Raw genomic sequence first — 22500 nt, 5'->3', positions numbered from 1 at the left:
GTTGTGTGTGAAAAAATTTCATACTAACCTCTTGACTGGCATATCGATAGGGAGGGAGAACCCCTCCCATAACCGATTACTGATACTGAATGGAATAAACCACGTTGCTGACTACGGTGCCTGCCGTAGTCGGCGCTTCTGCGTAGTAACGAACGATGTAAGGCAGATTGGCGCTACCGGCTGAAATATCTTTGTAGACAGTGCTCAGATGCTGGCTCTGGTTACCCGCCTGGATCACGGAAGTCCCTGTGGCTGAACCGTCAAGCAGTTGCAGGCTAACGCCTGTTGCATCACCGGTCATGTTCTTCAAACGCCCAGTGGCCTGGTCAACAGAAGAACCGGCTTCAAAGAACGCAGATGCGGTTTCCAGCGTACCAGAACATTGGCTCAGAGCCATCACAAAGCCGGTGGCGCCCGCAGTTTTGGTCACTGATGCCAGTTGGTTGGTGCCAATGGTTGGCAAAGCGACAGTCGCATCCGCAGCCTGACCGTCAACAATCACGTTACAGGTGGTGGCAGTCAATTCGCCGTTAAACGTGATGGTACCGGTCGAGGCAGCTTGGACCATGCCAGAAGACAAAACAGCAGCAGCGACAGTAGACAGAAGGATCTTTTTCATTAATGCATTCCTTAATTACAATTAATACGACGTCCTTATCATTAAGAAACGTCAACACTTTTTAGGTTGGTTGCTGAACAGGACAAAATGGTCTTTACGAACACAGTGTTTTTATCTACACATCACGAATTATTGAGGCAGTGTAAACAACATGTTTTCTAAGACAGTGAACTGATGGATTGATCATTTATTTCAAGTGATGTTCAGCAAGGTGCACTATATATTTTAATTTTAAATGCCGCAAAGAAGTTATTTTTATCACTGATAAATAATATTAATTCCTATTTGTAATTCTGATATAAATCAACGTTAACAGGTGATTTACGCAATATTTAAAGAGTGTACTTGCATCATTATTATTTTTTGTTATCACCGATAAAAAATACTTGCTTCACAATCTGTAAGGTTAATCCTATACTGCAACTCCTTTAACGTAAGACTGAAAGGGCACTATAGGTAAATGCATTGATTTACCAAACGCAGACAATGGAGGTTTGCTCTGTACAATGGATTTAATCATTGTATTACTTTGAATCTGGCTTGGCTATCTGCCAGACTACGAAAAATGGCAGTTAACCTGGTTGTTAAAGGGATTTTATGGCAAAGGTAGCCTCAGCATGGAAAGTCGATATTTATCTCTGATGTTATTCATAACTCTACAAATTGAGTTTACACACTTATTTTGCCTTATCACCAGACGTATCGGTAATACCAAATTTTAAAAACTTAATTTTTCTAGCGATAGCGCTATTGAAAGCTATCAATACGCCCATGAAATATTTATGCGTAGATATCTGGATAAAGTGATGCGTTATATCACGGTAAACTTTATGAGGAAGTCATGATAAAGAAAAAAGTTATGTTGCAATGTTCATGCAATTTTACTCGTATTGGATTGGATGCATTAATTAGCTCCTCACCGCTAGCTGAGTATATTGAGATTGTTGCCTACCCCAGAAATTTTGAACAATGCAAAACGCTGTTGGGTCGTTTACCCGAGGTGGATGTTGTTATCCTAACGTTAAATCACAATGAGGGCAATTTGGCATCGTTCCTGCAGCTACTTGGGGGATATTTACCCTGTACCCATCCCGCTGGCAAGGTCGTTTTGATGGCAGAAGCGACATATGTTGAAATGTTGAAGCGCTATTTCTACGAGTTCAATAGCGCTTGGGAAAGCCTGGATGGCGCAACAACGCTGGAGAAATTACACGAGCAACTGTGGGACATTATTCTCTTGAGCAAGAGAAGCAACTGGATAGCCGAAAGCGCCTCTGAGAGGCTTTCATCGAGCGAGTTGCTTGTGCTGAGAAAGCTTCTGGATGAAGAAAAGCTTGCTCAGATAGCCATCGACTTAAATCTGAATTACAAGACGATAAGTCACTACAAACGTAGCGCGTTGGCAAAGCTTGGCATGAATTCGTTATGCCCGCTGGTGATGCGCAATCTCAACACACTCTCCCAGCATCACAGGTTTAATCACTCAGTGAGGAGTGAAACACAATCCAGTTTGGAAGTTGAGCCATTTTGTTGAACCAAAGTGCTGAGCTGATGCTTATAAGGGAAAACGCATTTCTTTTGGCTAACGGCGAAGTTTGTTTGGCATGAGTTGGTTAAAGAACCTGTTAGGCGTTTTTATTTTTGAACCTATTTAACTGTGGATGCTAAACATAGCGTAATCATTAACGGATTAATATTGATTTTATACTCATGAAAAATTTACCCAAACCGAATCAACTGAAGATGTTTCAATCAATTATAGAGCATGGCAGTTTCCGGACAGCAGCTAAAGCCCTGAATCAAACCCAGCCCGCGTTGACACAATCAATGAATGAGCTAGAAAAGATGCTGGAGACACCGTTGATGGTCCGTGGACCGCGCGGTGTTTTACTGACAGAGGCAGGAAAACTGTTTGAAACCCGGGTGCAGTTGATATTGAAAGAACTGGAGCGCGCTGTTATTGATGCAAAACTACTCAGTGCCGATTCCAGAGGAACCATTGCAATTGGCAGTTCGGCTTTACCTTTTTTACTATGCTACCTTCAGCAATAGAGCGTTTTCAAAAACGTTTTCCACAGATCAGTGTTAATCTCACCGAAGGACAAGTTTCGGACCTTCTACCTGCGTTGCGTGCGGGGAAATTGGACTTTGTGATTGGCACATCCTCACCTGCAAGTCATCTGAACATCGAGTTTATTGAGGAGCCCTTTTTCACCGCCCCCTGCGGTGTACTGGCACGTATTGAGCATCCCCTGGCACAAAGCACTTCTTTGAGCCAGCTCAGCAGCGGCAAGTGGTATTTGCCAGCGACTAAAACAGGATATTATCATCACCTCCAAGAGGTGCTTTTCCCAGACGGCCGCCAGGTTGGGCAGCAGATCATCCATGGTGATACCGCGATAATGGCTATGCAGATGGTATTGGATGCTGATTTTCTGACTGTTGCAGCGAAAGAAATAGTCCAGGTACCTTATCTCAACTCGAAATTGAAAGTGATCCCCATCGAAGACTTTCTGCCTGATGCATCCTATAACTTTATCTATTCTCGTCGTTTACCGCTGACACAAGTCTCCAGAGTGATGCTGAATGAGCTGCTTAGAGAGTGCAGAAATTACCCTTGGCATAATAAAATCCAGTTTGGATCCATTTCTTCGGCGACAGCAGTAGCAGGTTCTTGATAAAGAAAAATAGTGAGCTATAGTTATTAATTAAAAAAATACATTATATATATTTATTTTTAAACCCTATGCATGGAGTGGATTATGAGAGAACTTCCGAAAATTAATCAGCTCAAAAATTTTCAGGCAATTATACGTTATGGCAGCATCAGAGCAGCATCACAGGCATTGTTCCAGACTCAGCCAGCAATAACGCGCAGTATTCAGGAATTAGAACGAATATTGGGTGTAACGCTATTAGCTCGAGGGGCTCAAGGTATGGAATTAACCAAGATGGGGCGTACCTTTGAACCCAGAGTTAATATGATACTGAACGATCTGGAAAGAGCGGTTGATGAACTGTACCAAATGGGCCAACTGTCACAGGGCTCAGTGGTTTTTGGTTGTTCGCACTTGCCTGCATATGGTATATTACCTTCGTTAATTAATAAATTTCAAGCGCAACATCCTTCCCTTACGATCACTATTATTGAGGGGCAACTCTCTGAGTTAATCTCCTCCTTACGTTTGGGTCGATTAGATTTTTTTATTGGCATCGAGTCGCCAGAAATATCAATGAATGAATTTACTGTTGAAAACTCAATTAATGCAGAGTTTTGCATTATTGCTCGCAACGAACACCCTTTAATAAAGAGCCACACATTAAGCCAACTACAAGGGGCTAAATGGTATTTCCCTAATGCCAGAACAGGCTATTATAGAGATTTAGAAAGATTTATATTCCCTAATGGTAGAATCACCGGTGAAACCATTATTTATGGTGATTCTATTAGTATTGGTGAGCAATTGGTTTTGAATGAGAATTACCTTTTTGTTGGGCCAAGGGCAATACTCGACGTGTCGTATTTAAAAGATGTGGTATCGGAGATTCCTATCAAAGAAAAGTTACCAGATGCTTCATATATCATAATCTATAAACAGTTGCAGAACTTAACGCCATCGGCTAAACAGCTAATGGATGAGATCAATATTGCATGTTCAGAGTTTCTTGCTGCATCAAATAAAGTAAATTATCGCTTATAGTATAGCTGCGGCCCGAGTGACTAGATATCTTTCGTGGGAGTCGTGTCTTCCATCAAAGACTTGAGGATTCTCCTATCATAGTCGTGGCATAAGTCGTTTTTATCATTCCTACAAGCGGCAGACAAACGCACACCTGGCAGCAAACAGCATCCCTTAGCACCACCAATGTTGTAAAACCTCTTGGGGGTGGATGTTTTCATAGATTAATGCATCTAATGATAGCAAGTTGTCGTCTGTATACTGATCCTTCCCGTTTGTGTTGCAAGGCATCAACACGAAAGATTGAGTTTTTATCTTTTTCTGTGGGGATTGGAAATAAAAATCTTGCTGTTTTTAAAATCTATAAATATCTTTCTTCCTTTGAGGAAACTGTTTCCGAGCAAACCGTCAATGTTGCCCATATGTTTAAAATCACCAGCAACAATAACCGCTCCAAACTGCTCAGGATTACCGTCCTTTGATTTAATCTCGAACAGTGTTGCCTCGCATCCTTCATTATCCATCTCAGGATCGACCAAGAGACAACTCGCAGGTTCACGTGACTTAAGTCTCTCACTCCATATCATAGATACGGTTGCACCGGTATCTAAGATCAGATGATACTTGTGTCCTGACTGCTCAACATCAAGAACCAGACCATCATTAGACATCTGGAAAGAAAACTCTTTAAAGTTATCTTTAATTAGTAAGTTATCATCAACATCATCTGAAATTGTTAATGAGTTAGAAATATAGTCCAGCAGTATTTGTTTATCTTTAAAAGCTCCAAGGCCAGCAACAGGACTCTCAGGTAATTCACCTTCGCCAGAAATCAACAACCCCCACTGTTTAAATGGGGTCACTGTTATGTTAACTAATTTAATTCCATTCACATCAAGATAATCAGCCAAGTATTCTATATTCTCTTGAACTTTACCTTTTCCGTCAGTACTACGATATGTACGTTCTCTTTTTAGCCCCTTTATTTTTTTTAATTGAGACTCTTGAAGATGAAAACCAAAAGAAGAGCCCGTATCAATCATTGCATATACTGGGTGTCCATTAATTAAAAATGTTGCATGAGGTGTAGAGTATTTGTCAAAGCTCATTTTTAATGTTACAGGTTTTTCCATATCGGCAAAAGCACCCACTGAGAAAATAGTGAGCGCAACATATGAAATACTTGATAGCCAGGTAGTTATTTTTTCCATTATTCTGTCCAATTACCTCTGAATGTTTTTCATTATAGTTCTTCATCAATGCCTGTTGCCATCAGATGAGCGGCGGCACGACTGAGAAACACTCTCATTGATGAGCAGAACACTGTTTTATTGCTGAAACGGTTGGCCCACGCAAAACGATTAACCAAACGGCTAGGATACGTTCTGCCGCTCTCTTTGCGTAGCAAAGGGGAGGATGGCTCGCGCTGAGCTGACTATTGGCCTACTCGCTCCCCTTATTAGCAATAAATTAGATAACCATCAACCAAAAGGCAGAATAAGCTACGGAGCTGAAGCAACGCTGTGGATTTCCCCGGTATATCCGGTATGGGAAACCGCCGTCAGGAGTGCCTGGTTATCAAAATCCTGCGGCACTATCACCTCGGCCTGATGGGTTTTCAACGAGGCCTTTGCCTTAATGACGCCATCAGTAGCACGCAGCGCTTTATTGATAGAAATGACGCAAAGTGAACAAGTCATGTCTTTAATGTCCAGGATGACTTTTTTATTATCCGCCCAGCTTAGCGGTGCAATTAACATCAGAGCAATCAGCAGGCAAAAACATTTCTTCATTCCATCAACTCCAACAGCCAGGGTAAAACATACGGGTAAGTCATTATGGCCAGCAGCAGCGGCCCTGACAGCCAGTAAAGCCAGAGCAATGCCCGGCGACTGACGACATTCACACAGACAGGGCGTGGCGACAGATACAGCCGCCAGAACCCTCTCAGCAACAGGCCGACAGACAGCACTATCATCGGGAACTGCAGCCAGGATAATGCGGGGATCCCCGTCAGCCCGGCCGCCGAAATACCGAAGACCAGATAGAGCAGCGGCCCCAGACAACAGAGTGTCGATGCGGCGGCAGCAAGTAGAGCCGCCAGCAATGTTGCCAGGCTGCCCTTAACGCTGTTCGACACTGACATAGTCATAACTGAATTCAGCGGGATCGTAGAAGTTTAACGGGTCGCCATCCACTTCAGCATAAGGGTAGCCAAAGTTATTGAGATCCCCCTGCTCTGCCACCGGCGAAAGTGCAAAGTCACGGGCGTAGTTAAAGCCAACCCAGTTCATTTCCCAATTGCCAAACAGGTATTCACTGACCGCCTCAACCGCCGGATCGCCGTTTTCTTTTTCTCTGTCAGGCGCATTTTAGTGACATCGGCCGGATCGGCTGGTAGCCACCCAAAACCTGCCAGCCAGAACATGGCCCGGCAATGTTGTCCTCCGCTGATTTTTGCCACGCCTTTTTCATCAGCGCTTCCGAATGCTTTCTTCGAATAGTCACCCAGCTTGCGGGTGGCGCCCAGGCGGATACCGAACATCTCGCGTGCAGGGATCCCGCAGGAACGGCACAGCGCGACAAAAACGGAGTTGATATCGGTACATTTCCCCCCAGATTGCCGGTTTTTAGAATTTGCCCCACATCGCCACTGCCGCAGCCAATCACTGAATCATCACGGTGCATATGGGTTCTTACCCACTCATGAATTAATCGCGCCTGCTTGAGCGGCGCTTTCTCACTACCGACAATCTTCAGCGCCGTTTCCTTCACCAAACCCTCCACCGGGATATGCGGGGTGGGATTAAGATAAGGTTGTACCTCTGCGGGGAAAACCAGATCGGTATCCGGGAGATGCCATTCGGACAGTTGGTTGTTCTTCAACGGTTCCCAGTCCAAGGTTTCGATCAGCATTTCCACCTTCAACTCCATCGGGCCTTTTGAGTCCGGCCAGGTGGCAAACAAGGTTTTGGCCGCATAGCTGTTGTTTGCCGTTAGATATGCCTGTTGATAGTTGCCAGAAAATGAAATGTGCTTCAGTTGCTGAAAAGCGGTGTCCTCCGGCACAGGGATCCATAAGTTTGCTTTACCTTCTGAACCTGCGGGCGCTTTAAGCTGATAGGTCTGCGTCATCACAAAACGCCTTCTTCTATCCACGCAGTTTGAAGCCGGAACCTCTGTTTTACGGGTCTCTGACCAGACAGGGTTAATCAGACCAAGAGAAGATAACGCCGCAGCACCCTTAAGAAAATTACGCCTTTCCATTTCATTTCCTTTTTTATTATCGGATAACGCCAAAGCCTTGCCCACCGCCAGTTTGGGGGGAGAACAGTATGCACCCTGGAAGCCAAAAACAACAAGTTTCTCACCTGCTGGCGCGGGTGGATATGAAAGGAAATATACGTTAAATATTCAGTGAAAAAGCAGGGCCTTATCAAAAATCACTGGCAAAGGGCCCCATGCCACGGCCAGAGATAAGTCACCTCCGGGCGTGAAATAACCATGCCCAGGGAGAAAATACCGTGCGCATTGGTATTGACTGCACTTTTATCGGCAAGCGCTGCATGGGCGGCTTCCAATAACGCGCTAATTATTGCTCATGCCGAGATAGGCTGTTCTCTGTTTACGTCAGAAAGACACCAGGCATCCCTATCACTCTATTTTACAGGGCAATGACGCATACTTTTACGTGGAAAGGCTAATGCAGATCAAGAAAGCTGCATTTCTTATTTGCCCTTTCAGCCACTTCTATCACACTTGATGGGAATGATACACAACCTCAATTGGCTCAGGAAAAATGTTAAAATCAACGCTTGTCAGTTTTAATAATGCACTAGATAAAGACGACCTCGGTAAACTGATTTTACGTATTGCGGTAGGAGGCCTGTTACTTTTCCATGGTTGGCATAAGCTCGTCGACGGTATAGGCGGGGTGCAAGCCATGCTCGTTGCTCATGGCATCCCGGCATTTGTTGGCTATGGCGTGTTAGTGGGTGAGGTTATTGCGCCAATTTTGATTATTTTTGGTGTGCTTACCCGTCCAGCCGCGCTGGTTATGGCTGCCACCATGGTCGTGGCCTGGCTGTTGGTCGGTCTTGGCAAAACGTTTGTCTTGTCGCCCGTTGGTTCGTGGGCCATTGAAGATATTGTTTATTTCTTCCTGGCGGCAATCGCCATATCCCTGTTGGGATGTGGTCGTTATTCGATTTGCTCTAATCCTTACTGGCGTTAATCATCATTATCCCCTGAAGCCGTCATCCACAATATCTTTTCCTTGCAGGCGTTATGTTGTCAGGACCGAACCTTCATGTGGAGGTTCTCCTGGCAACATTTACCCCTTTTATTCCATATGGTATAATTTTTAAACCAAATGGGAGGAACGATCATGAAAGTATACTCACCCACCGGTACCCCGGACAAACATCTCGGCCCCTGGCATGCTATCGGGCTCGACACCCAGGACGGCATAGAACTGATGGGCAAGATCAGTCACGGTTTGGAGGGCGTCATCGCTCAGCGAATTTCTGAATGGGCGAATATCACGTCTGCCGAATTGCGCAAAATGTCAGGCATTCCGAACACCACCTTTAACCGCAGTATTAAAACTCGCTTTACAGCAGATCAAAGTGAGCGTCTGGTGCGTATTATTCGCGTCATAGATCGCGCTGTGGACCTATTCGAAGGCGATAAAGAAGCGGCTCAGAAATGGATGAATGAACCTAATCGGGCGCTCAACTGGAAAACACCGGCTGACGTGGTTTCTTCAGAAACCGGAGCGCTTGAAGTTATGCGTCTGATCACGCGTGTAGAGCATGGGGTCTATTCATGATCCTCTACCGATTGACCAAGACCCGCTATCTTATGACCGCCTGGTCTGGCTTTGGGGCGAAGGAGGCCGGCGGCCGCTGGAACAGTGTTGGAACAGCAATGGTCTATTTGTCGGAGACCGCGTCCCTGACCATGCTGGAGACACTGGTGCATATTAATGCTCCGCAACTACTGGATAAGTTCACGTTGCTGAGCATTGATGTTCCAGACGACCAGATTCAGACCGTCGACCTTACTTCGTTACCGCCAGACTGGGCCAGTCAAGATGCCCCCATTCAGTTGGCGCTGTATGGTGATGACTGGAATGCGAGCGCTGTATCAGCCGCGTTACGGGTACCCAGCGCACTATCACCGGTTGAATACAACTATCTACTCAATCCTGAGCATCCTGCCGTCTTCGAACTGATGAAAACCGTTAAGATAATCCCCTTCCGGTTTGATACTCGCCTCAAATAGTTCATGAACTGAATCTGCAATGACCACCTGCAGAGTGCCAGCATCCAGGCTCCAACCATAACGTCCAAAACTCTATATAGCCAATTGCCCAAAACATACACTAGCTAACCTGATAGCGATAACCCATGCCATGCACGGTGCGGATCAACAGCGGATTGTTGGGATCCTGTTCGATGGTTTTGCGCAATTTGGAAATATGCTGATCCAGGGTGCGGCTGTTAGGCAGGAAATCATAACCCCAGGCCGCATCGAACAGCATTTCGCGCGTGACAACCTTGTTCCTGTGTTGGTAGAGGCATTCCAGGATTTTGATTTCGCGCAGCGAAAGTTCCAACCGCTCGGCCTGACGCAGGGCGCACAGTTCATTGGGGTAAACCGTTAGATCGCCAAAACAAAAGCTGAGGTCGGGCTGCTCGGTTTTGCTGCGCAGGCAGCGCCGGGCGATCGTTTTTATTCTGGCGCGGATCTCATGAATGCCAAACGGCTTGCTGATGTAATCATCTGCGCCCAATTCCAGCCCGACGACGCGGTCTATCTCTTCATCTTTAGCAGATAAGAATACGATCGGGATTTGCTCATCCTGTTTGCGGATTTCACGGCACACCGCATAACCGTCCAGCACCGGCATCATGATATCCAGGATGATAAAGTCGGGTTTCTCATGGCGGTACCTCTCCAGCGCCACTTTGCCATTCTCGGCGGCAATCAGGGTGTAGCCTTCGCGGGAAAGGGCTTCCACCAGCCCTTGGCGAATATTGGTATCGTCTTCAACTACCAGGATTTTCATCACGACTCCCTGTTGTTATATCGATTTTGCCAGGCGGATTGCGCTTCAGCCGAAGGGTGAAACACACACCCGGTGACTGCGGCGTAACCAGGATCTCCCCACCCAGGCTATGCGCCAGTTGTTGCGCAATCGTCAGGCCAATACCGGTTCCCGAAACACCCTCGGTAATGTCTGATTTCACACGGAAAAACGGGTCGAAAATCATCTTGATCTCTTTATCGGCAATGCCAGCCCCATAATCGCGCACCTGAATATCCACATATTCCGCGCTGGAAACGACGTGCAGATCGACCTGCTTGCCTGCCGCAGCGTATTTCTCGGCATTACTCAGGAAGTTGCTGATAATTTGCGTCAGGCGATCGATATCGCTCCTTACTACGGCATTGTTACCCAGGCTGAGTGAAATAGTCATGCCCCTGGCCTGGAATGAAGGCATAAACGTCTGGGCGATCTGCGTTACCTGCTGATTGATATCCACGGACTGAAAATGCAGCTTGGGAGCGCGGGTAAAGGTCAGAATATTTTGGATAAGGCGTGACAAACGCTGGCTTTCCCCAGTGATAACGTCCAGATAGCGCAGCCCTTCATTATGCTGTTCTGCCAGTTCCTCTTTCAGCAATTCCGCATACAGCGTGATATTGGTCAGTGGCGTTTTAAGCTCATGGGACACCTGGCTGACAAAGCTCACCTGCTGGCGGGCCAACCGCGCCGTCTGGGTATATTCACGGTAGAGACGCAGGATGATTAACCCCACGACGGCAAGCATCAGCAGGATAAACGCCCCACCCCACAGATAAATAACCAGGGTACCTACCGGCTTGCCGTAATAACTCACCTGCCAGGCAGAAAGCGGATAAGGCAGGTTCTGCGCGTCCAATAGCTGTTGCTTATCCAACTGCGTGTAGGGGTTGCTTTGATACAACAAGCGGCCATTCTCACTTACCGCTAACGTGTCGCTGCCAAAATCGAATGAGGCCGCATTAATCACGTCCGACAAAAGTTTGATATAGGAAACGCGGAATCCAACGATGCCATTGCCTTTATTACGCCAGTAAATCAGCAACGGCTCCTGGGCTTCGCCGGTAATAAACCAGCCGGATTGCGGGGTATCCGACTCGCTTCTGGCGCTGTGGCTATAAAGCAGGGAGGGATCGTTCACCAACGGGGTAATGGCCTGCACCCAGGCCTGTTCTTTTTGACTCAAGAGATCAATCTCACCGGGGTACAACAGGCGGTTTTTCTGCATGACAAACACGGCATCAATATCACTGTCTTTTTCAGCCAACTCCCGCAGAGATAAAGGGTCTGGCTGTATATAGTCGGTAATGGCATCCAAACGCGCCGCTTTCTGCCCCAGGATATCCATAATGCTGGTGCTGGCCTGGGTGGCGCGGGTCTGCGCCAGGACCTGCGATTGATAGTGGCGCAGCAGGACTTCATGCTCAAGGCTGCGCACCCCCAGATAAGCGATCAGAGAGAAAATCACCAGGGTAATGATGACAAAAATCGTCAGATGTCTGGAAGTACGCTTGATCATCCTGCTCCTTGTGGTGCCCCGTTACGGATTCTTCTGGGTTTTAATATTGTAGTTCTGCTCTTTCACCGCCTTGCGGGATGAAGCCTTGCTGTCGCTATCCATTTTACCCATCAGTTCTTTGTTCATCTGTGCACTGGCTTCGGCTTTCTGCCGGGCCGGCGCGGCGCTGACCGGCAGACTCTCCAATGCCGCCGCGTTCTGGCTCAATACCTCTTTGGCCTCGTCCATTTTCCCTTCATCCATCAACTGTACCGCACGCTCGTTCTCGATCGCCGCTTTCTGGATTGCAGAATCAACCAAGACATCATCAACCTGGGCAGAACTCACATCCTTTGCGGATTGGCTATAACGGACCGCCACCTTTTCGTTGACGTTATCAACCTGTCTGGTGCTCAGGTTGGCATAGCGCACGTTTACATCGGCCAAGGGTTTGGACTGGGCATTACGCCCCTTTGCCGGGATCACTTCCAGCAGAACGTATTTTTCCTGATTGGAATACAGCTGGTTCAGCTTCACCGTTACCGTATTGCCGCTAATGCTGCCATCACGGCCCAACAGGCGTACTGGCGTTACCTGATCGGCAGTTTTGATTACCACTTCAACATCCTGCGCCACCACCGACATCACGTCGTTAAACTCACGCGCAAAGGTCTTCTCCAGATCGCTGGAATCCTCAACAAAGGCGTGGTTGCCATCGCTATAGCCTGAGATGGTGGTCATCAGATCTTCGTTATAACCATCACCAATGCCGATGGTGGTAATTGCGATGCCTTTTTTGGCCGCTACTTTGGCTAATTCGGCCAATTCGCTGTTGGAGGTTGGCCCAACGTTGGCCTGCCCGTCAGACAGCAGAATAATTCGGTTAACCTGTTCTTTATCCAGATGCCTGCCAACCTGGTCAATGCCCTTGCTCACGCCGGCAAACAATGCGGTCATGCCGCGCGGTTCAATGCTTTTTTTAATTTTATTAATCAGCAGATTTTTATCTTTTACCTTGGTCGCCGGGATCACTACCTCCACCCCGGAGTCATAAGCCACTACCGATAAGGTGTCATTGCTATTGAGCATGTTGACCGCAGTAATAGCAGCGTCCCTGGCCTTGATAATACGATCGCCGCTCATGGACGAGGAGCGGTCAATCACCAGAGCCAGATTGATTGGGCTGCGTTTTTCTATCGCCAGTGGATAACCCACCAGCGAGATTTTCAGGTAGTTTTTGTCTTGGGTATTTTCCAAAATCACCGGGGAGGCGACTTCAGATTTCACGGTAACCTTGGGGGTAGCGGGCGCTGCATTTGCTCCCCATGGCAGTACAGATAACGCCAGTAGGGCAAAAATACTTTTCAGATCCATGATAATGCTCCTTATTGAAGAATCGAATCCATTCTTGCCCGTATCGTTCTGCGAGTTGTCTGTTATCTGTATAAAGATGTCAAAAATTCGTAAAAGTTACCCTGATGCTATACCGCTCCTGCTATCCCTGCACCCGCAGCATTGATACCTCCCGGTACAGCACTGCGAGGCGGCAAGAAAGTCATTTCTCTGGGTCTCTGACCCATAAGAAGACTCACCATGATACCCGCTATTATCAGTAAAATTAGTGAGAGTAGCCATACTAACGTATACCTTACCATCTGATTTCAGTTAAACTAGGAGCAGGACAAATCTTAATTTGATTTTCTTTATAGCAATCAAGGGTTTTTTTATAAAAATGAAGTACATAATAAACTTGGTCATAATTTTTGATCCAGGCCAGCGGACTTTGGCGCTAAACAATAATCCACTGACTGCCATTGAATTAACCAAGCCATCCTGCCGGGTATTCAATGAGTTGATTAAGAAACATGGCACCACGTTAACCCGCGACGAGTTGCTGAAAAATGCATGGGAGGACTTTGGTATTCCTTCCTCCAATGCCAGCCTTAATAACTGTATCTGTGAGTTAAGAAAGGCATTTATAAGCCTGGGTATCGAAGATAAGGTTATAATAACCGCACCACGGATAGGGTTTAAACTGGAAGCAAATATCCACCCGGTTATGAACAAGGGTGATATAACCCCCCTGAGCAGCCACAACCATTTAGCAGTGAAGTGGTAAATCCGGCGAAGTCAACAAAATCAATAAAAAAAGCGGGAACCGCATCAGGAACACTATTTTTTAATTGGTTAAGGAAAAATTATATCTTATCTGCTTCAATTCTATTTTTTATTGTCATTGCATCTATATCGGCAGGCGTCAGTTACATGCCGGCCAACCAACTAAACCTGGTTAGTAACTATAAATTATGCGAGATATACTCTTTAAGCCAGGATAAAAAACCGCCCAGTTTTGCTACCCGTGCAGAGCAAATGCTTAAAAAAACCACGATAGATTGCTCCCAAGAGAAACAGGATGTTTTCTATATTGAAAGACGGACGGAAAACGAACGTTTTAAGGTAATGTTTATAGCGGCCTGTATCAAATCAGCAAACAAAACTTATCAGTACTGTAATAATTTTAAGATTACAGGGTGAATAAAATGAAGAAAATAATCGCCCTATTTATCCTCATAGTGATTTTTTTATCCGCTCTGTATTATTATCGCGCTACCAAAGAGCATCTGCCATTTCGTTGCGATGGTCAGATACATAACCAGACAGTCACCCCCACGGGTAACGTGCAACTTAATGCCTATATCAGCGTAATATTCACGGCAGAAAATACGGGGACCATGTATACCGTAGGTTCCGTAAAAGATGAACATACCAGTTACATTCTGCATCGTCATTCGTTGTTTAGTATAAAACCCTCCCCTATAAAGGGCTCCAATAACATCATCTTTACGCAAGAACAAATACATCCTTTGGACAACACACCAGACAAGCTGTGGCATAACTTCATATTACCTCAGGTTGACAATGTGGATTTTAACGTTGAAATCAAGCCTGTGAATCAGAATGCATTGCTAATTCAGGGGCTTTCAATACCTTTCATTATCTGCATTAACCCTGTTAAATCATAGAGATGAGCCATCACACCGTGAGGATATGCCGGTGAATTTCGAGCGATGAGTGGGCAGCAAACTTGAAAAATATGGGCTATGTAGACAAACACGGCGTTATCTTTAACTCGGGCAATATCTGTAGCCACGGGAAAATGCCTTAACTGCTGATATGGCAGAATCAATCAGCATAAAAAACCAAAAAAAGATAATAGATGACTCAACAATAAAACAAAACGCTAATATTATCGAACAGATGAAATATAAAATTGAAATATTGTCCTGATAAATTTTAATTGATCACCGGATAACCTATCGGTTAGCCGACTCATTACCCAGAATGAACATGTCTTTTTCTTCTTACCCGGCAGGCTGAGAAGCAGACAACATCAGTCTACGGCGAAGAAGATGCGCGAAGGCTACATGCCACTGTTGAATTGTTGCAGCGTCGCAAGAAAATCCGGCTTTCCTTCAGCACGGTAATATTTAAGGTTTAACCACGTAAGTAGCAGAAACCAAGAGGATAACGCTCGGTATTGGCGTAACTGACGGCTCAGTTCAAAAGCCACTCCGTGGCTGGAAGCCAGACGCATAATTTCAATACAGGGTTGCCCAACCGGCAAAACTGGCAGCTTGGCTACCTCCGGGGCGGAGCCTGTGCCCGGTAATCATCCTGCGCCTTGCGCTTCCACCGTTGTTAACTAGACTATTTTAAGAAAAACGGCGTTCTCTCTTCAGGAGAAATCACAGGCCAAAGCCCCTAACTCCGGCCCTCTCCCAAAATGAAAGAGGGCGTTCTTATAGAGAAAATAGTGTGAGCACAGATTACGAAGCGTTGTTCAATAGCAGTTACGATCGGATCACCGCTAAAGATCACGGAGACCTGTTCTTTTCTCATTTCTACCGATTGTTTATTGAAAGCACGCAAGAACTGAAAATCCAGTCCACCCATGAACATCATCAGCAGCAACAGAAAATCATCTACAAATCCTTTTTCTATATGCTCTCGGTCGCCACAACTCACATCGTATCTGACTATCTGGTCCACGTTGCCCGGGAACAAAGTTCCGAGGGGCTGAATCTCCCTGCTTCTGTTTTCGCCTATTGGCGTCGTGCCGTGCTGCAGACCGTGCGGGAGCTCGACCCGGTCTGTGACGAGGAAGTGCTCACTGCCTGGGCGATTTTTATGGCCCCTGGGCTGGAGTTCATGCGGCGTCAGGCAGAATTGCACCATGACGCCAGTAAAGGTGATCGCAATGAACGCTAGCGCCAGGCAAACCCTGAACAGCAATTTTATTCTGGCCGCTGAAAACTCCCGTATCGGCATCTGGGATTGGGAATGCAGCCAGGATCGGCTGGAGGTTAATGACGCATTCCTGTTGCTGCTTGGGGTCAACCGGGAGAACCAGGCGCTCACCTCCGCCCTTTGGCAACAGGTTATCCACCCCGATGACTTACCGCGGGTATTAAATTACCTTCATCCGGCCAATAACGGGGGATCTGCGGTATTTAATTGTGAGGTACGCGTTAAACACGGCAATGGTGACGAGCGTTGGGTATTGATTCAGGGGCAAAGCATCGGTCTGGGCAGTAAAGGAGAAGTAGAGAGAACCATTGGCACCTTGCAGGACATTACTGAACGTAAGCAGGCCGAAGCTTCGTCCCAACAGGCCGTAGAGCTGGCCCACGCTGCCAATCAGGCCAAAAGTGAATTCCTGGCCAATATGAGCCATGAAATCCGCACGCCGATGAACGGTATTCTGGGCATGACGCAATTATGCCTGGAAACCAATCTTAATCATGAGCAGCGTGATTACATCAATATGGTGTATTCATCTGGCCGTGCTTTATTGAAGATAATCGACGATATTCTCGACTTTTCAAAGATTGAAGCCGGGAAAATTACCCTGGAACTTGAGCGTTTTGCACTCCGCCCGCTGATCCATGAAATTACCCGCTCCCTGATGCCTAAATTTTCTGAAAAAGGGCTGGAGCTGATCGTCGATATCCATCCGGATGTACCAACCACCCTGCTTAATGATTCCCTGCGTTTACGGCAAATCATCACTAACCTGCTAGGTAATGCGCTCAAGTTTACCCATAGCGGTGAAGTCGTGGTGCGGATCTCCCCTTCACTCTCCTCCCCGGAAATGCTGACGTTCAGTATTATCGACACTGGGATAGGCATCGCCGAAGACAAGCAGGCCATTATCTTTGAATCATTCAGCCAGGCAGATACTTCAACCACCCGCAAATATGGCGGAACCGGATTGGGATTAACCATTTCAGCCCGTCTGGTTGCCATGATTGGCGGTAAACTGCAGGTTTCCAGCCTGCCGGAACAGGGCAGCCGCTTCTATTTTTCTTTGCCAATCAATGCTGATGCCGGCGTCTCCCCGGTTCGAGCAACCGTGACACTGCCCGACCGGTTGGTCGGGTTGGACGTTTTGGTGGTGGATGATAACGAAACCAATCTGCGGCTGTTGTTTGATATGTTGCGCAATAACGGCTTTAAGCCCCATACGGTGAACTCTGGCCGGGCAGCGCTGGAGTTATTGAACACTGGCCAGCGCTTCCCGTTGATTCTGCTGGACTCGCAAATGCCAGAAATGGATGGCATGGCGCTGGCATTGGAGATCATGTCTACGCCGAACTTGCGCCAGTGCAAATTGATTATGCTCAGCTCAATGGGCAACCGGATCGACACCGGAGTGCTGCGCAAAGTCGGCGTTTCGAGCTTTTTAACCAAGCCCATCGATACCGCCGAATTGCTCGAGGCCATTATCGCCACCTTTGATCCAGAGGAGCACATCGCTCCGCTGCCGAAAGTTGAAACCGCTCCCCTGGCTATCGGTAATGGCCTGCATATTCTGGTGGCCGAAGACAACCTGATCAATCAGCAATTGGCGATCAATTTCATCCGCAAGTTGGGGCATACTTCCGACGTCGTAGGAAATGGCAGGCTGGCGCTGCAAAAGCTGCAACAAGGCCATTATGATGTGGTTTTGATGGACCTGCAGATGCCGGAAATGGATGGTATTGAAGCGGTGCAACATCTGCGCGCAAATGAACGGTTACAAGCGGGCCATCATCAGCCGATTATTGCCATGACCGCTCATGCGATGAAAGGCGACCGTGAAAGATGCCTGACCCAGGGTTTTGATGGTTATATCAGTAAACCTATTCTGTTGGACAATCTGGCCAGTGAAATCCAACGCACGCTGAATAGCTGCCAGGAGTCCTTGGCGGAAAATATCTTCGACTATTCTCTGGCGCTGTCGCAGTTGGGTGATGACAAAACATTGTTCAGCGAGTTGGCGGCAATCTTTATTGAAGAATTACCTCCCTTGATGACCGCTTTGAATAGCGCCATACAGATGCAGGATGTTGAAGCTATCAGGCGCAGCGCCCACAAGCTAAAGGGGGAATGCCTGCACTTTGTCTGTTTGCCACTGCAAAACAAGCTGGGCAATATCGAACAGGCCGCGGCGGCAGGCGATCTGGCCGAAATTACCCGGCAATATCAGGGTTTGAATGAATTATGCCATCGGCTGCAAGCCGCACTTAAGGCGGCATAACGCCGCCTACTGCACGACAACCAGTTGGCCTAGCCTTTCTAGCGTCATTGGCGGATAAAAGAAATACCCCTGAACAATATCGCAATGGTATTTTTTGAGGTAATCAATGGTTTCCTGGTCTTCCACCCCTTCCGCCAACACCACATAATCGAGCTTATGCAGCAAGCTAATGATGTTTTCCACGATAATGCGGCTTTCATTGTCTGATTTCAGATCCTCGATTAACGAGCGATCGATCTTGATAAGGTCCGCAGGTATCTTCCGTAAATAATTCAAATTACTGTAGCCCGTGCCAAAATCATCCAGTGCGATGGCGTAACCCTTATGGCTAAGCTGTTTAACACAGGCCAGGGCGTCCCGGCTTTCAAGGATGCGCTGTGTCTCCAGACATTCGATTTCTATATCTTTCGGCATCAGACCAGCAGCTAAAACCAGCCGGTCAAGCTTATCGGCAAAGCCTCTTTCGGCAAAATTGTTGGCACTGATATTAATGGATATCGGGATCTCAACCCCAACCTGGCGCAATTGATAAACCTGTTCCACCACGCGGGAAATAACAAACTCTGTCAGGGGTTTTATTAACGAAGTACTTTCTGCCATTGGGATAAAAGCATCTGGCAGGATCTCGCCAAAGGTCGAATGTTGCCAGCGCAACAGGGCTTCCGCCCCCACAATGGCGCCCGTTGAAAGATCGACTTTTGGCTGGAACAACAGGTATAGCCCATTCTGCCGATTCAGGCTTTCGGCAAGATCGTTGAGTATCGTAAACTTGAACTTGCGCACCGCATCTTTGGTCTCGCTGTAACCAGAAATGAAAATGCGTTCATCGGTGGAGTCCTCCAATGCGCTGGTGGCCATGCGCAGCAGCTCAGGAGGGTTGACGTTGGGCACAGAGAAACTGACATAACCCGCATGGAACTCCAGTTTCAGTGGCACAATGCTGCGCACTTCACGCTGTATTTTTTCGGCATAGACCGCTATCTGCAGCCGGAAATGCTGCCATTTTTCCTCGCTCAAGATAGCGGCAAAACGCCCCAGGGAGATCGAATAGATCATCTGTTCTTTCATAAATGTGGTCGTCAGGAAGTGACCAATGTCGACCAAAACGCGCTCCACCGCCGCCATGCCAAATGAATGGGCCATTTCGTAGGCGTATTTGATGTCAATGGTGTCGATCAGCAGCAGGACAAACTCACCGTTTTCGGGTGACAGTAACTTGATATCCCCCATCAACCTTTGCCGGTTCGGGAAACGTGTCACCGCATCGACCAGCCCAATCTCACTTTGGGCTTCGATCAGTTCGCTCACTATCGTTGCCATATTGCCCAGTAGCTGCACCTTCAAACTGGGGAAGGCGCCAGGGGCACTGCTAATAACGCTCAGGGCACCAATGACATAGCCTTCGCGGGTACGCAACGGCGTGGCAACAAACTGGCGGATCCCCACGCCTGCGTTAACCATCGGGTCGGCAGCAAAACGCTCATCCAGCCTGGCGTCCTCGCAAATCAGGGCATCATTGTGGTGACGGACAAAGTTGAATAACGAGCTTTGGGGGTTTATCGCCTCAAGCGTGGTGTTTTTACTGGCTTTTATCCAGATCCTTTTGGAACCAAAAAGATAGATAAAACAGCCGGGAAGATTAAGTAACATGCAGGTTATATCAAGAATATTGTGGAACGCTTCATCATGAGTTCCACTTAACGCTTCAAGCGCATCCAGCGACGCCAGCCGTTCTACTTCGTCTTGGCTTAGTTGTCTCAACATTGCTACGGCCCCTTACCAGCAGATCATCGCGAACATACGCAACTTTCTTTTTATTTATTGATAATTATCGGTACAGCAAAACAACTGGCCGCCTAGCGAGTGAGCCTCAGGCAGGTTCACTGCGTAAGTTCTTGGTCAACGTCAGCAGATTACGCCCATTCCCGGTTTCATAACGTACCTCATCCATAACGGATTGGATCAATTTCAGCCCCATCCCCCTTCCTGCCAACTGGATGGGCTCTGCGGATCCGCAGAAAAAACCGCAGGGTTCCCCCATTGCCGTAATATGTCATCCGGGATCGCCCGGCCCGAGTCTGAAAGCGTCAGGATCAGGTGATGGCCGTCATTGGCCAAGGTAATGATCACTGTCTGGCTGTCATCAAAATTCACCGCATGCCTGACAATATTGGTAAAGGCCTCCGTTGAGGCCAGGTCAACCTGATAAACCACTGCCGGATCCAGCGACAATGGAGCAACAAAGTCATGCAACTGGTTGCTCAACTGCGCGAGACCGCTCAGTGAAGCCGGTAAGCACAGTGTAGTGTTGGTATTTGCCATACGGCTTCTCCTCAACACAGCATAGCTATGTTCAACGACTCATGATTTTCAGTGCCGCTTCACGATCGCTGCCGATGGTAAAAATACGGTCCATACGTGTCAGCTTGAACATATTCTGGATATTACTGTTCAAGGCGCAAAGGGCGAGATCGCCACGGCCACTGAGGGTTTTGAGTATCGAGACCAGCGCGCCAAGGCAACTGCTGTCGATAAAATCAATATGGCGGAAATCCAGAAGAATGTTGTTTTTTCCCTGTTGAATAAAAGACAAGATTTCTTGCTTGAAAACGGCGGCCACTGATGCATCCAGGCGGCGTACCAGGGGCGCTATAATTTCTACGCCGTTCTCAGAATGGATCTCAAAGTTCATAACAACTCCTTCTTCACGGTGTCATCGCCGACACGCTCAATCGCCATCAGCGAAATATCATCAGTAAAAGGCAGGGACGATTTTGCCCCCGATTCCAAAAGATGTTCTGTTGCATTGCCGCACCAGGCATTCAGCACCTTTTCCACTTCCGCAAACACCTGGTTTTTTATCAGGCCCCGGTTTTCACTCAGCAATCGCTGTAATCGCTGCTCGCCATACAGTTCCTGAAGGGGGTTTTCGCATTCAATGATCCCATCGCTGTAGAGATAAAGCCGGTCCCCCTTATCCAGAACAAAGTGGCTGTCCTCATATTCGGCACTGGCAAACAATCCTACCGGCATGCCCCCTTCACCAACGGGCGATAACGCCCCCCGGCGCGGATAATAAACGGCGTCGGGTGCCCGGCCTGACAGAGCGTTCCGTGGCCGTTGGTAGTATCTATCACGCCATAAATCAGCGTGTAATAACTGGAGATCTGGTCATTATCCAGGCAAAAGCGTTGATTCAACTGCTCAACCACCCGATGCGGCGCTGCCGGAACCGCGTTGCCCCCAGCCGTTTGATCCAGCAACAAATGGCTACTGATCCGGCCCGCCAAAAACTCGCGTGAAACCGCCAGAGAGAGCATGGCCGCACCCACGCCATGCCCGGCAACATCGACGCTGAAGAAAGCGATATGTTGCTCCCCTAGCGGAAAGCAATTCAATAAATCCCCCGAAACATAGGCCGAGGGTAAAAACATCCAGTCAAATTCGTACCCCGCCAACAACAGATTGTGCGCCGGTAAAAAGCTGTGTTGCAACTTGGCCGCCGCCTGCAGGTCGGACTCTATTTGACGATAGGCATAAGAGAGCTTTTCATTACGTGCGGCCAAGGTACTTTCAAGTAACAGCACACGCTCTGCCGCGTGCAGGCGAGCGCGGAGCTGGCTTTGATTGACCGGTTTTGACAAAAAATCATCCGCTCCGGACTCCATGCCGGTCAGTAAATCTTCAATCGACTGCCGGGCTGTCAGCAAAATGAGATAGACATAATGACCAAAGTCTCTACTACGGATAGCCTGGCACAGCGCCACACCGTCCATCACCGGCATTTCCCAGTCGCTGATGACGATATGGATCGGCTGTTGAGCCAGTTTTTGTAACGCCTGCTGACCATCTTCGGCCTCACAGACGCTGAACCCCCATTTGCTCAACGCTGCCGCCATCAGATGCCGATAACTCTTTGAGTCATCAACTATCAGCACGGTCACCTGCAATGTGCCGGCAAGATGACCCGCCGTTAACGGTTCCATACTTGACGATCCTTTGCCTTGAAAAGGCGCTTTTCTGCTTTGGTTT

24 protein-coding genes and 1 pseudogene are annotated in these 22500 nt (G+C 47.6%); 12 read left to right on the top strand and 13 right to left on the bottom strand.

Annotated elements, in window-relative coordinates:
* Positions 1-76 precede the first annotated feature (76 nt).
* On the bottom strand, positions 77-619 hold the full coding sequence (locus ACQ86O_RS12230; protein ID WP_431225428.1) for a fimbrial protein: 543 nt from the start codon (positions 617-619) through the stop codon (positions 77-79).
* An 841-nt stretch (positions 620-1460) separates the two neighbouring features.
* Here ACQ86O_RS12230 and ACQ86O_RS12225 point away from each other — a divergent pair.
* From ACQ86O_RS12225 to ACQ86O_RS12210, 4 genes are all read left to right on the top strand, one after another.
* Complete coding sequence (locus tag ACQ86O_RS12225; RefSeq protein ID WP_431225427.1) at positions 1461-2153, top strand: LuxR C-terminal-related transcriptional regulator; 693 nt, start codon at positions 1461-1463, stop codon at positions 2151-2153.
* Positions 2154-2329: 176 nt separating this feature from the next.
* Positions 2330-2671, top strand: coding sequence for a LysR family transcriptional regulator (locus tag ACQ86O_RS12220; protein WP_431225426.1), 342 nt, complete (start codon positions 2330-2332; stop codon positions 2669-2671).
* The gene (locus ACQ86O_RS12215) at positions 2653-3297 is read left to right on the top strand and encodes a LysR substrate-binding domain-containing protein (RefSeq protein ID WP_431225425.1); all 645 of its coding nucleotides are present in this window, start codon (positions 2653-2655) and stop codon (positions 3295-3297) included. The genes ACQ86O_RS12220 and ACQ86O_RS12215 overlap by 19 nt, the downstream gene beginning before the upstream one ends.
* Before the next feature lie 84 nt (positions 3298-3381).
* On the top strand, positions 3382-4320 hold the full coding sequence (locus ACQ86O_RS12210) for a LysR substrate-binding domain-containing protein (protein ID WP_431225424.1): 939 nt from the start codon (positions 3382-3384) through the stop codon (positions 4318-4320).
* 290 nt (positions 4321-4610) lie between these two features.
* On the opposite strand, the gene ACQ86O_RS12205 is transcribed toward ACQ86O_RS12210, so the two are convergent.
* The 5 genes from ACQ86O_RS12205 to ACQ86O_RS12185 form a co-directional block, all read right to left on the bottom strand.
* Positions 4611-5510, bottom strand: coding sequence for a hypothetical protein (locus tag ACQ86O_RS12205; protein ID WP_431225423.1), 900 nt, complete (start codon positions 5508-5510; stop codon positions 4611-4613).
* Between the two features lie 291 nt (positions 5511-5801).
* Positions 5802-6092: a heavy-metal-associated domain-containing protein gene (locus ACQ86O_RS12200; protein WP_431225422.1), complete on the bottom strand. Its 291-nt coding sequence runs from the start codon at positions 6090-6092 to the stop codon at positions 5802-5804.
* Positions 6089-6451 (bottom strand): mercuric transporter MerT family protein, encoded by a 363-nt coding sequence (locus ACQ86O_RS12195; RefSeq protein WP_431225421.1) that lies wholly within the window; start codon positions 6449-6451, stop codon positions 6089-6091. The genes ACQ86O_RS12200 and ACQ86O_RS12195 overlap by 4 nt, the downstream gene beginning before the upstream one ends.
* The gene (locus ACQ86O_RS12190) at positions 6423-6593 is read right to left on the bottom strand and encodes a hypothetical protein (RefSeq protein WP_431225420.1); all 171 of its coding nucleotides are present in this window, start codon (positions 6591-6593) and stop codon (positions 6423-6425) included. Before ACQ86O_RS12190 ends, ACQ86O_RS12195 begins: the two co-directional genes overlap by 29 nt.
* Positions 6590-6859: a hypothetical protein gene (locus tag ACQ86O_RS12185; RefSeq protein ID WP_431225711.1), complete on the bottom strand. Its 270-nt coding sequence runs from the start codon at positions 6857-6859 to the stop codon at positions 6590-6592. Before ACQ86O_RS12185 ends, ACQ86O_RS12190 begins: the two co-directional genes overlap by 4 nt.
* A 1239-nt stretch (positions 6860-8098) precedes the next feature.
* Here ACQ86O_RS12185 and ACQ86O_RS12180 point away from each other — a divergent pair.
* From ACQ86O_RS12180 to ACQ86O_RS12170, 3 genes are all read left to right on the top strand, one after another.
* Positions 8099-8533: a DoxX family protein gene (locus tag ACQ86O_RS12180; RefSeq protein WP_431225419.1), complete on the top strand. Its 435-nt coding sequence runs from the start codon at positions 8099-8101 to the stop codon at positions 8531-8533.
* Positions 8534-8686: 153 nt separating this feature from the next.
* On the top strand, positions 8687-9130 hold the full coding sequence (parS, locus tag ACQ86O_RS12175; RefSeq protein ID WP_431225418.1) for a type II RES/Xre toxin-antitoxin system antitoxin: 444 nt from the start codon (positions 8687-8689) through the stop codon (positions 9128-9130).
* Positions 9127-9585, top strand: a complete 459-nt coding sequence (locus tag ACQ86O_RS12170) for an RES family NAD+ phosphorylase (protein WP_431225417.1) — start codon at positions 9127-9129, stop codon at positions 9583-9585. The genes parS and ACQ86O_RS12170 overlap by 4 nt, the downstream gene beginning before the upstream one ends.
* 100 nt (positions 9586-9685) lie before the next feature.
* Here the strand turns inward: ACQ86O_RS12170 and ACQ86O_RS12165 are convergent, their stop codons facing one another.
* Genes ACQ86O_RS12165 through ACQ86O_RS12155 form a run of 3 tightly spaced genes read right to left on the bottom strand, consistent with a single transcriptional unit; the run spans position 9686 to position 13262 of the window.
* Positions 9686-10372, bottom strand: a complete 687-nt coding sequence (locus tag ACQ86O_RS12165) for a response regulator transcription factor (RefSeq protein WP_431225416.1) — start codon at positions 10370-10372, stop codon at positions 9686-9688.
* Positions 10353-11909, bottom strand: a complete 1557-nt coding sequence (locus ACQ86O_RS12160) for a sensor histidine kinase (protein WP_431225415.1) — start codon at positions 11907-11909, stop codon at positions 10353-10355. Before ACQ86O_RS12160 ends, ACQ86O_RS12165 begins: the two co-directional genes overlap by 20 nt.
* 21 nt (positions 11910-11930) lie before the next feature.
* Positions 11931-13262 (bottom strand): VWA domain-containing protein, encoded by a 1332-nt coding sequence (locus tag ACQ86O_RS12155; RefSeq protein WP_431225414.1) that lies wholly within the window; start codon positions 13260-13262, stop codon positions 11931-11933.
* A 358-nt stretch (positions 13263-13620) separates the two neighbouring features.
* Between ACQ86O_RS12155 and ACQ86O_RS12150 the strand changes: the two genes are divergently transcribed.
* From ACQ86O_RS12150 to ACQ86O_RS12130, 5 genes are all read left to right on the top strand, one after another.
* The gene (locus ACQ86O_RS12150) at positions 13621-14007 is read left to right on the top strand and encodes a winged helix-turn-helix domain-containing protein (RefSeq protein WP_431225413.1); all 387 of its coding nucleotides are present in this window, start codon (positions 13621-13623) and stop codon (positions 14005-14007) included.
* Positions 14001-14423, top strand: coding sequence for a hypothetical protein (locus tag ACQ86O_RS12145; protein ID WP_431225412.1), 423 nt, complete (start codon positions 14001-14003; stop codon positions 14421-14423). Before ACQ86O_RS12150 ends, ACQ86O_RS12145 begins: the two co-directional genes overlap by 7 nt.
* A 5-nt stretch (positions 14424-14428) precedes the next feature.
* Positions 14429-14911 carry a FidL-like protein gene (locus ACQ86O_RS12140; RefSeq protein ID WP_431225411.1) on the top strand — a complete coding sequence of 161 codons (483 nt, stop codon included), beginning with the start codon at positions 14429-14431 and terminating at the stop codon, positions 14909-14911.
* A 793-nt stretch (positions 14912-15704) separates the two neighbouring features.
* Entirely contained in the window at positions 15705-16157 is a 453-nt protein-coding gene (locus tag ACQ86O_RS12135; protein ID WP_431225410.1) for a Globin, read from the top strand.
* Positions 16123-18468, top strand: a complete 2346-nt coding sequence (locus tag ACQ86O_RS12130; protein WP_431225409.1) for a response regulator — start codon at positions 16123-16125, stop codon at positions 18466-18468. The genes ACQ86O_RS12135 and ACQ86O_RS12130 overlap by 35 nt, the downstream gene beginning before the upstream one ends.
* Positions 18469-18474: 6 nt before the next feature.
* Here ACQ86O_RS12130 and ACQ86O_RS12125 read toward each other — a convergent pair whose 3' ends face one another.
* The 4 genes and pseudogenes from ACQ86O_RS12125 to ACQ86O_RS12110 all read right to left on the bottom strand — a co-directional run bounded on the left by ACQ86O_RS12125 (position 18475) and on the right by ACQ86O_RS12110 (position 22367).
* Positions 18475-20232: an EAL domain-containing protein gene (locus ACQ86O_RS12125; RefSeq protein ID WP_431225408.1), complete on the bottom strand. Its 1758-nt coding sequence runs from the start codon at positions 20230-20232 to the stop codon at positions 18475-18477.
* Between the two features lie 204 nt (positions 20233-20436).
* The gene (locus ACQ86O_RS12120; protein WP_431225407.1) at positions 20437-20790 is read right to left on the bottom strand and encodes an ATP-binding protein; all 354 of its coding nucleotides are present in this window, start codon (positions 20788-20790) and stop codon (positions 20437-20439) included.
* A gap of 31 nt (positions 20791-20821) precedes the next feature.
* A complete protein-coding gene (locus ACQ86O_RS12115) occupies positions 20822-21160 on the bottom strand; it encodes an STAS domain-containing protein (RefSeq protein WP_431225406.1) in 339 nt (112 codons plus the stop codon).
* Positions 21157-22367, bottom strand: a pseudogene (locus tag ACQ86O_RS12110) (PP2C family protein-serine/threonine phosphatase). The gene ACQ86O_RS12115 and the pseudogene ACQ86O_RS12110 overlap by 4 nt, the downstream one beginning before the upstream one ends.
* Between the last annotated feature and the right edge of the window lie 133 nt (positions 22368-22500).

The sequence above is a fragment of the Serratia sp. L9 genome (assembly GCF_050632285.1).
Classification (GTDB): Bacteria; Pseudomonadota; Gammaproteobacteria; order Enterobacterales; family Enterobacteriaceae; genus Chania.
Note: the sequence above shows the minus strand (reverse complement) of the source record. Positions and strands in the feature narration are given on the sequence as shown.

Bases quoted from the DNA above. Each gene is read 5' to 3' on its own strand.
- ACQ86O_RS12150 (WP_431225413.1), top strand. From the start codon at position 13,621: ATGAAGTACATAATAAACTTGGTCATAATTTTTGATCCAGGCCAGCGG.
- ACQ86O_RS12120 (WP_431225407.1), bottom strand. From the start codon at position 20,790: ATGGCAAATACCAACACTACACTGTGCTTACCGGCTTCACTGAGCGGT.
- parS (WP_431225418.1), top strand. From the start codon at position 8,687: ATGAAAGTATACTCACCCACCGGTACCCCGGACAAACATCTCGGCCCC.
- ACQ86O_RS12155 (WP_431225414.1), bottom strand. From the start codon at position 13,262: ATGGATCTGAAAAGTATTTTTGCCCTACTGGCGTTATCTGTACTGCCA.
- ACQ86O_RS12180 (WP_431225419.1), top strand. From the start codon at position 8,099: ATGTTAAAATCAACGCTTGTCAGTTTTAATAATGCACTAGATAAAGAC.
- ACQ86O_RS12225 (WP_431225427.1), top strand. From the start codon at position 1,461: ATGATAAAGAAAAAAGTTATGTTGCAATGTTCATGCAATTTTACTCGT.
- ACQ86O_RS12230 (WP_431225428.1), bottom strand. From the start codon at position 619: ATGAAAAAGATCCTTCTGTCTACTGTCGCTGCTGCTGTTTTGTCTTCT.
- ACQ86O_RS12220 (WP_431225426.1), top strand. From the start codon at position 2,330: ATGAAAAATTTACCCAAACCGAATCAACTGAAGATGTTTCAATCAATT.
- ACQ86O_RS12205 (WP_431225423.1), bottom strand. From the start codon at position 5,510: ATGGAAAAAATAACTACCTGGCTATCAAGTATTTCATATGTTGCGCTC.
- ACQ86O_RS12200 (WP_431225422.1), bottom strand. From the start codon at position 6,092: ATGAAGAAATGTTTTTGCCTGCTGATTGCTCTGATGTTAATTGCACCG.
- ACQ86O_RS12160 (WP_431225415.1), bottom strand. From the start codon at position 11,909: ATGATCAAGCGTACTTCCAGACATCTGACGATTTTTGTCATCATTACC.
- ACQ86O_RS12140 (WP_431225411.1), top strand. From the start codon at position 14,429: ATGAAGAAAATAATCGCCCTATTTATCCTCATAGTGATTTTTTTATCC.
- ACQ86O_RS12210 (WP_431225424.1), top strand. From the start codon at position 3,382: ATGAGAGAACTTCCGAAAATTAATCAGCTCAAAAATTTTCAGGCAATT.
- ACQ86O_RS12195 (WP_431225421.1), bottom strand. From the start codon at position 6,451: ATGACTATGTCAGTGTCGAACAGCGTTAAGGGCAGCCTGGCAACATTG.
- ACQ86O_RS12130 (WP_431225409.1), top strand. From the start codon at position 16,123: ATGACGCCAGTAAAGGTGATCGCAATGAACGCTAGCGCCAGGCAAACC.
- ACQ86O_RS12115 (WP_431225406.1), bottom strand. From the start codon at position 21,160: ATGAACTTTGAGATCCATTCTGAGAACGGCGTAGAAATTATAGCGCCC.
- ACQ86O_RS12215 (WP_431225425.1), top strand. From the start codon at position 2,653: ATGCTACCTTCAGCAATAGAGCGTTTTCAAAAACGTTTTCCACAGATC.
- ACQ86O_RS12170 (WP_431225417.1), top strand. From the start codon at position 9,127: ATGATCCTCTACCGATTGACCAAGACCCGCTATCTTATGACCGCCTGG.
- ACQ86O_RS12125 (WP_431225408.1), bottom strand. From the start codon at position 20,232: ATGTTGAGACAACTAAGCCAAGACGAAGTAGAACGGCTGGCGTCGCTG.
- ACQ86O_RS12165 (WP_431225416.1), bottom strand. From the start codon at position 10,372: ATGAAAATCCTGGTAGTTGAAGACGATACCAATATTCGCCAAGGGCTG.
- ACQ86O_RS12190 (WP_431225420.1), bottom strand. From the start codon at position 6,593: ATGAACTGGGTTGGCTTTAACTACGCCCGTGACTTTGCACTTTCGCCG.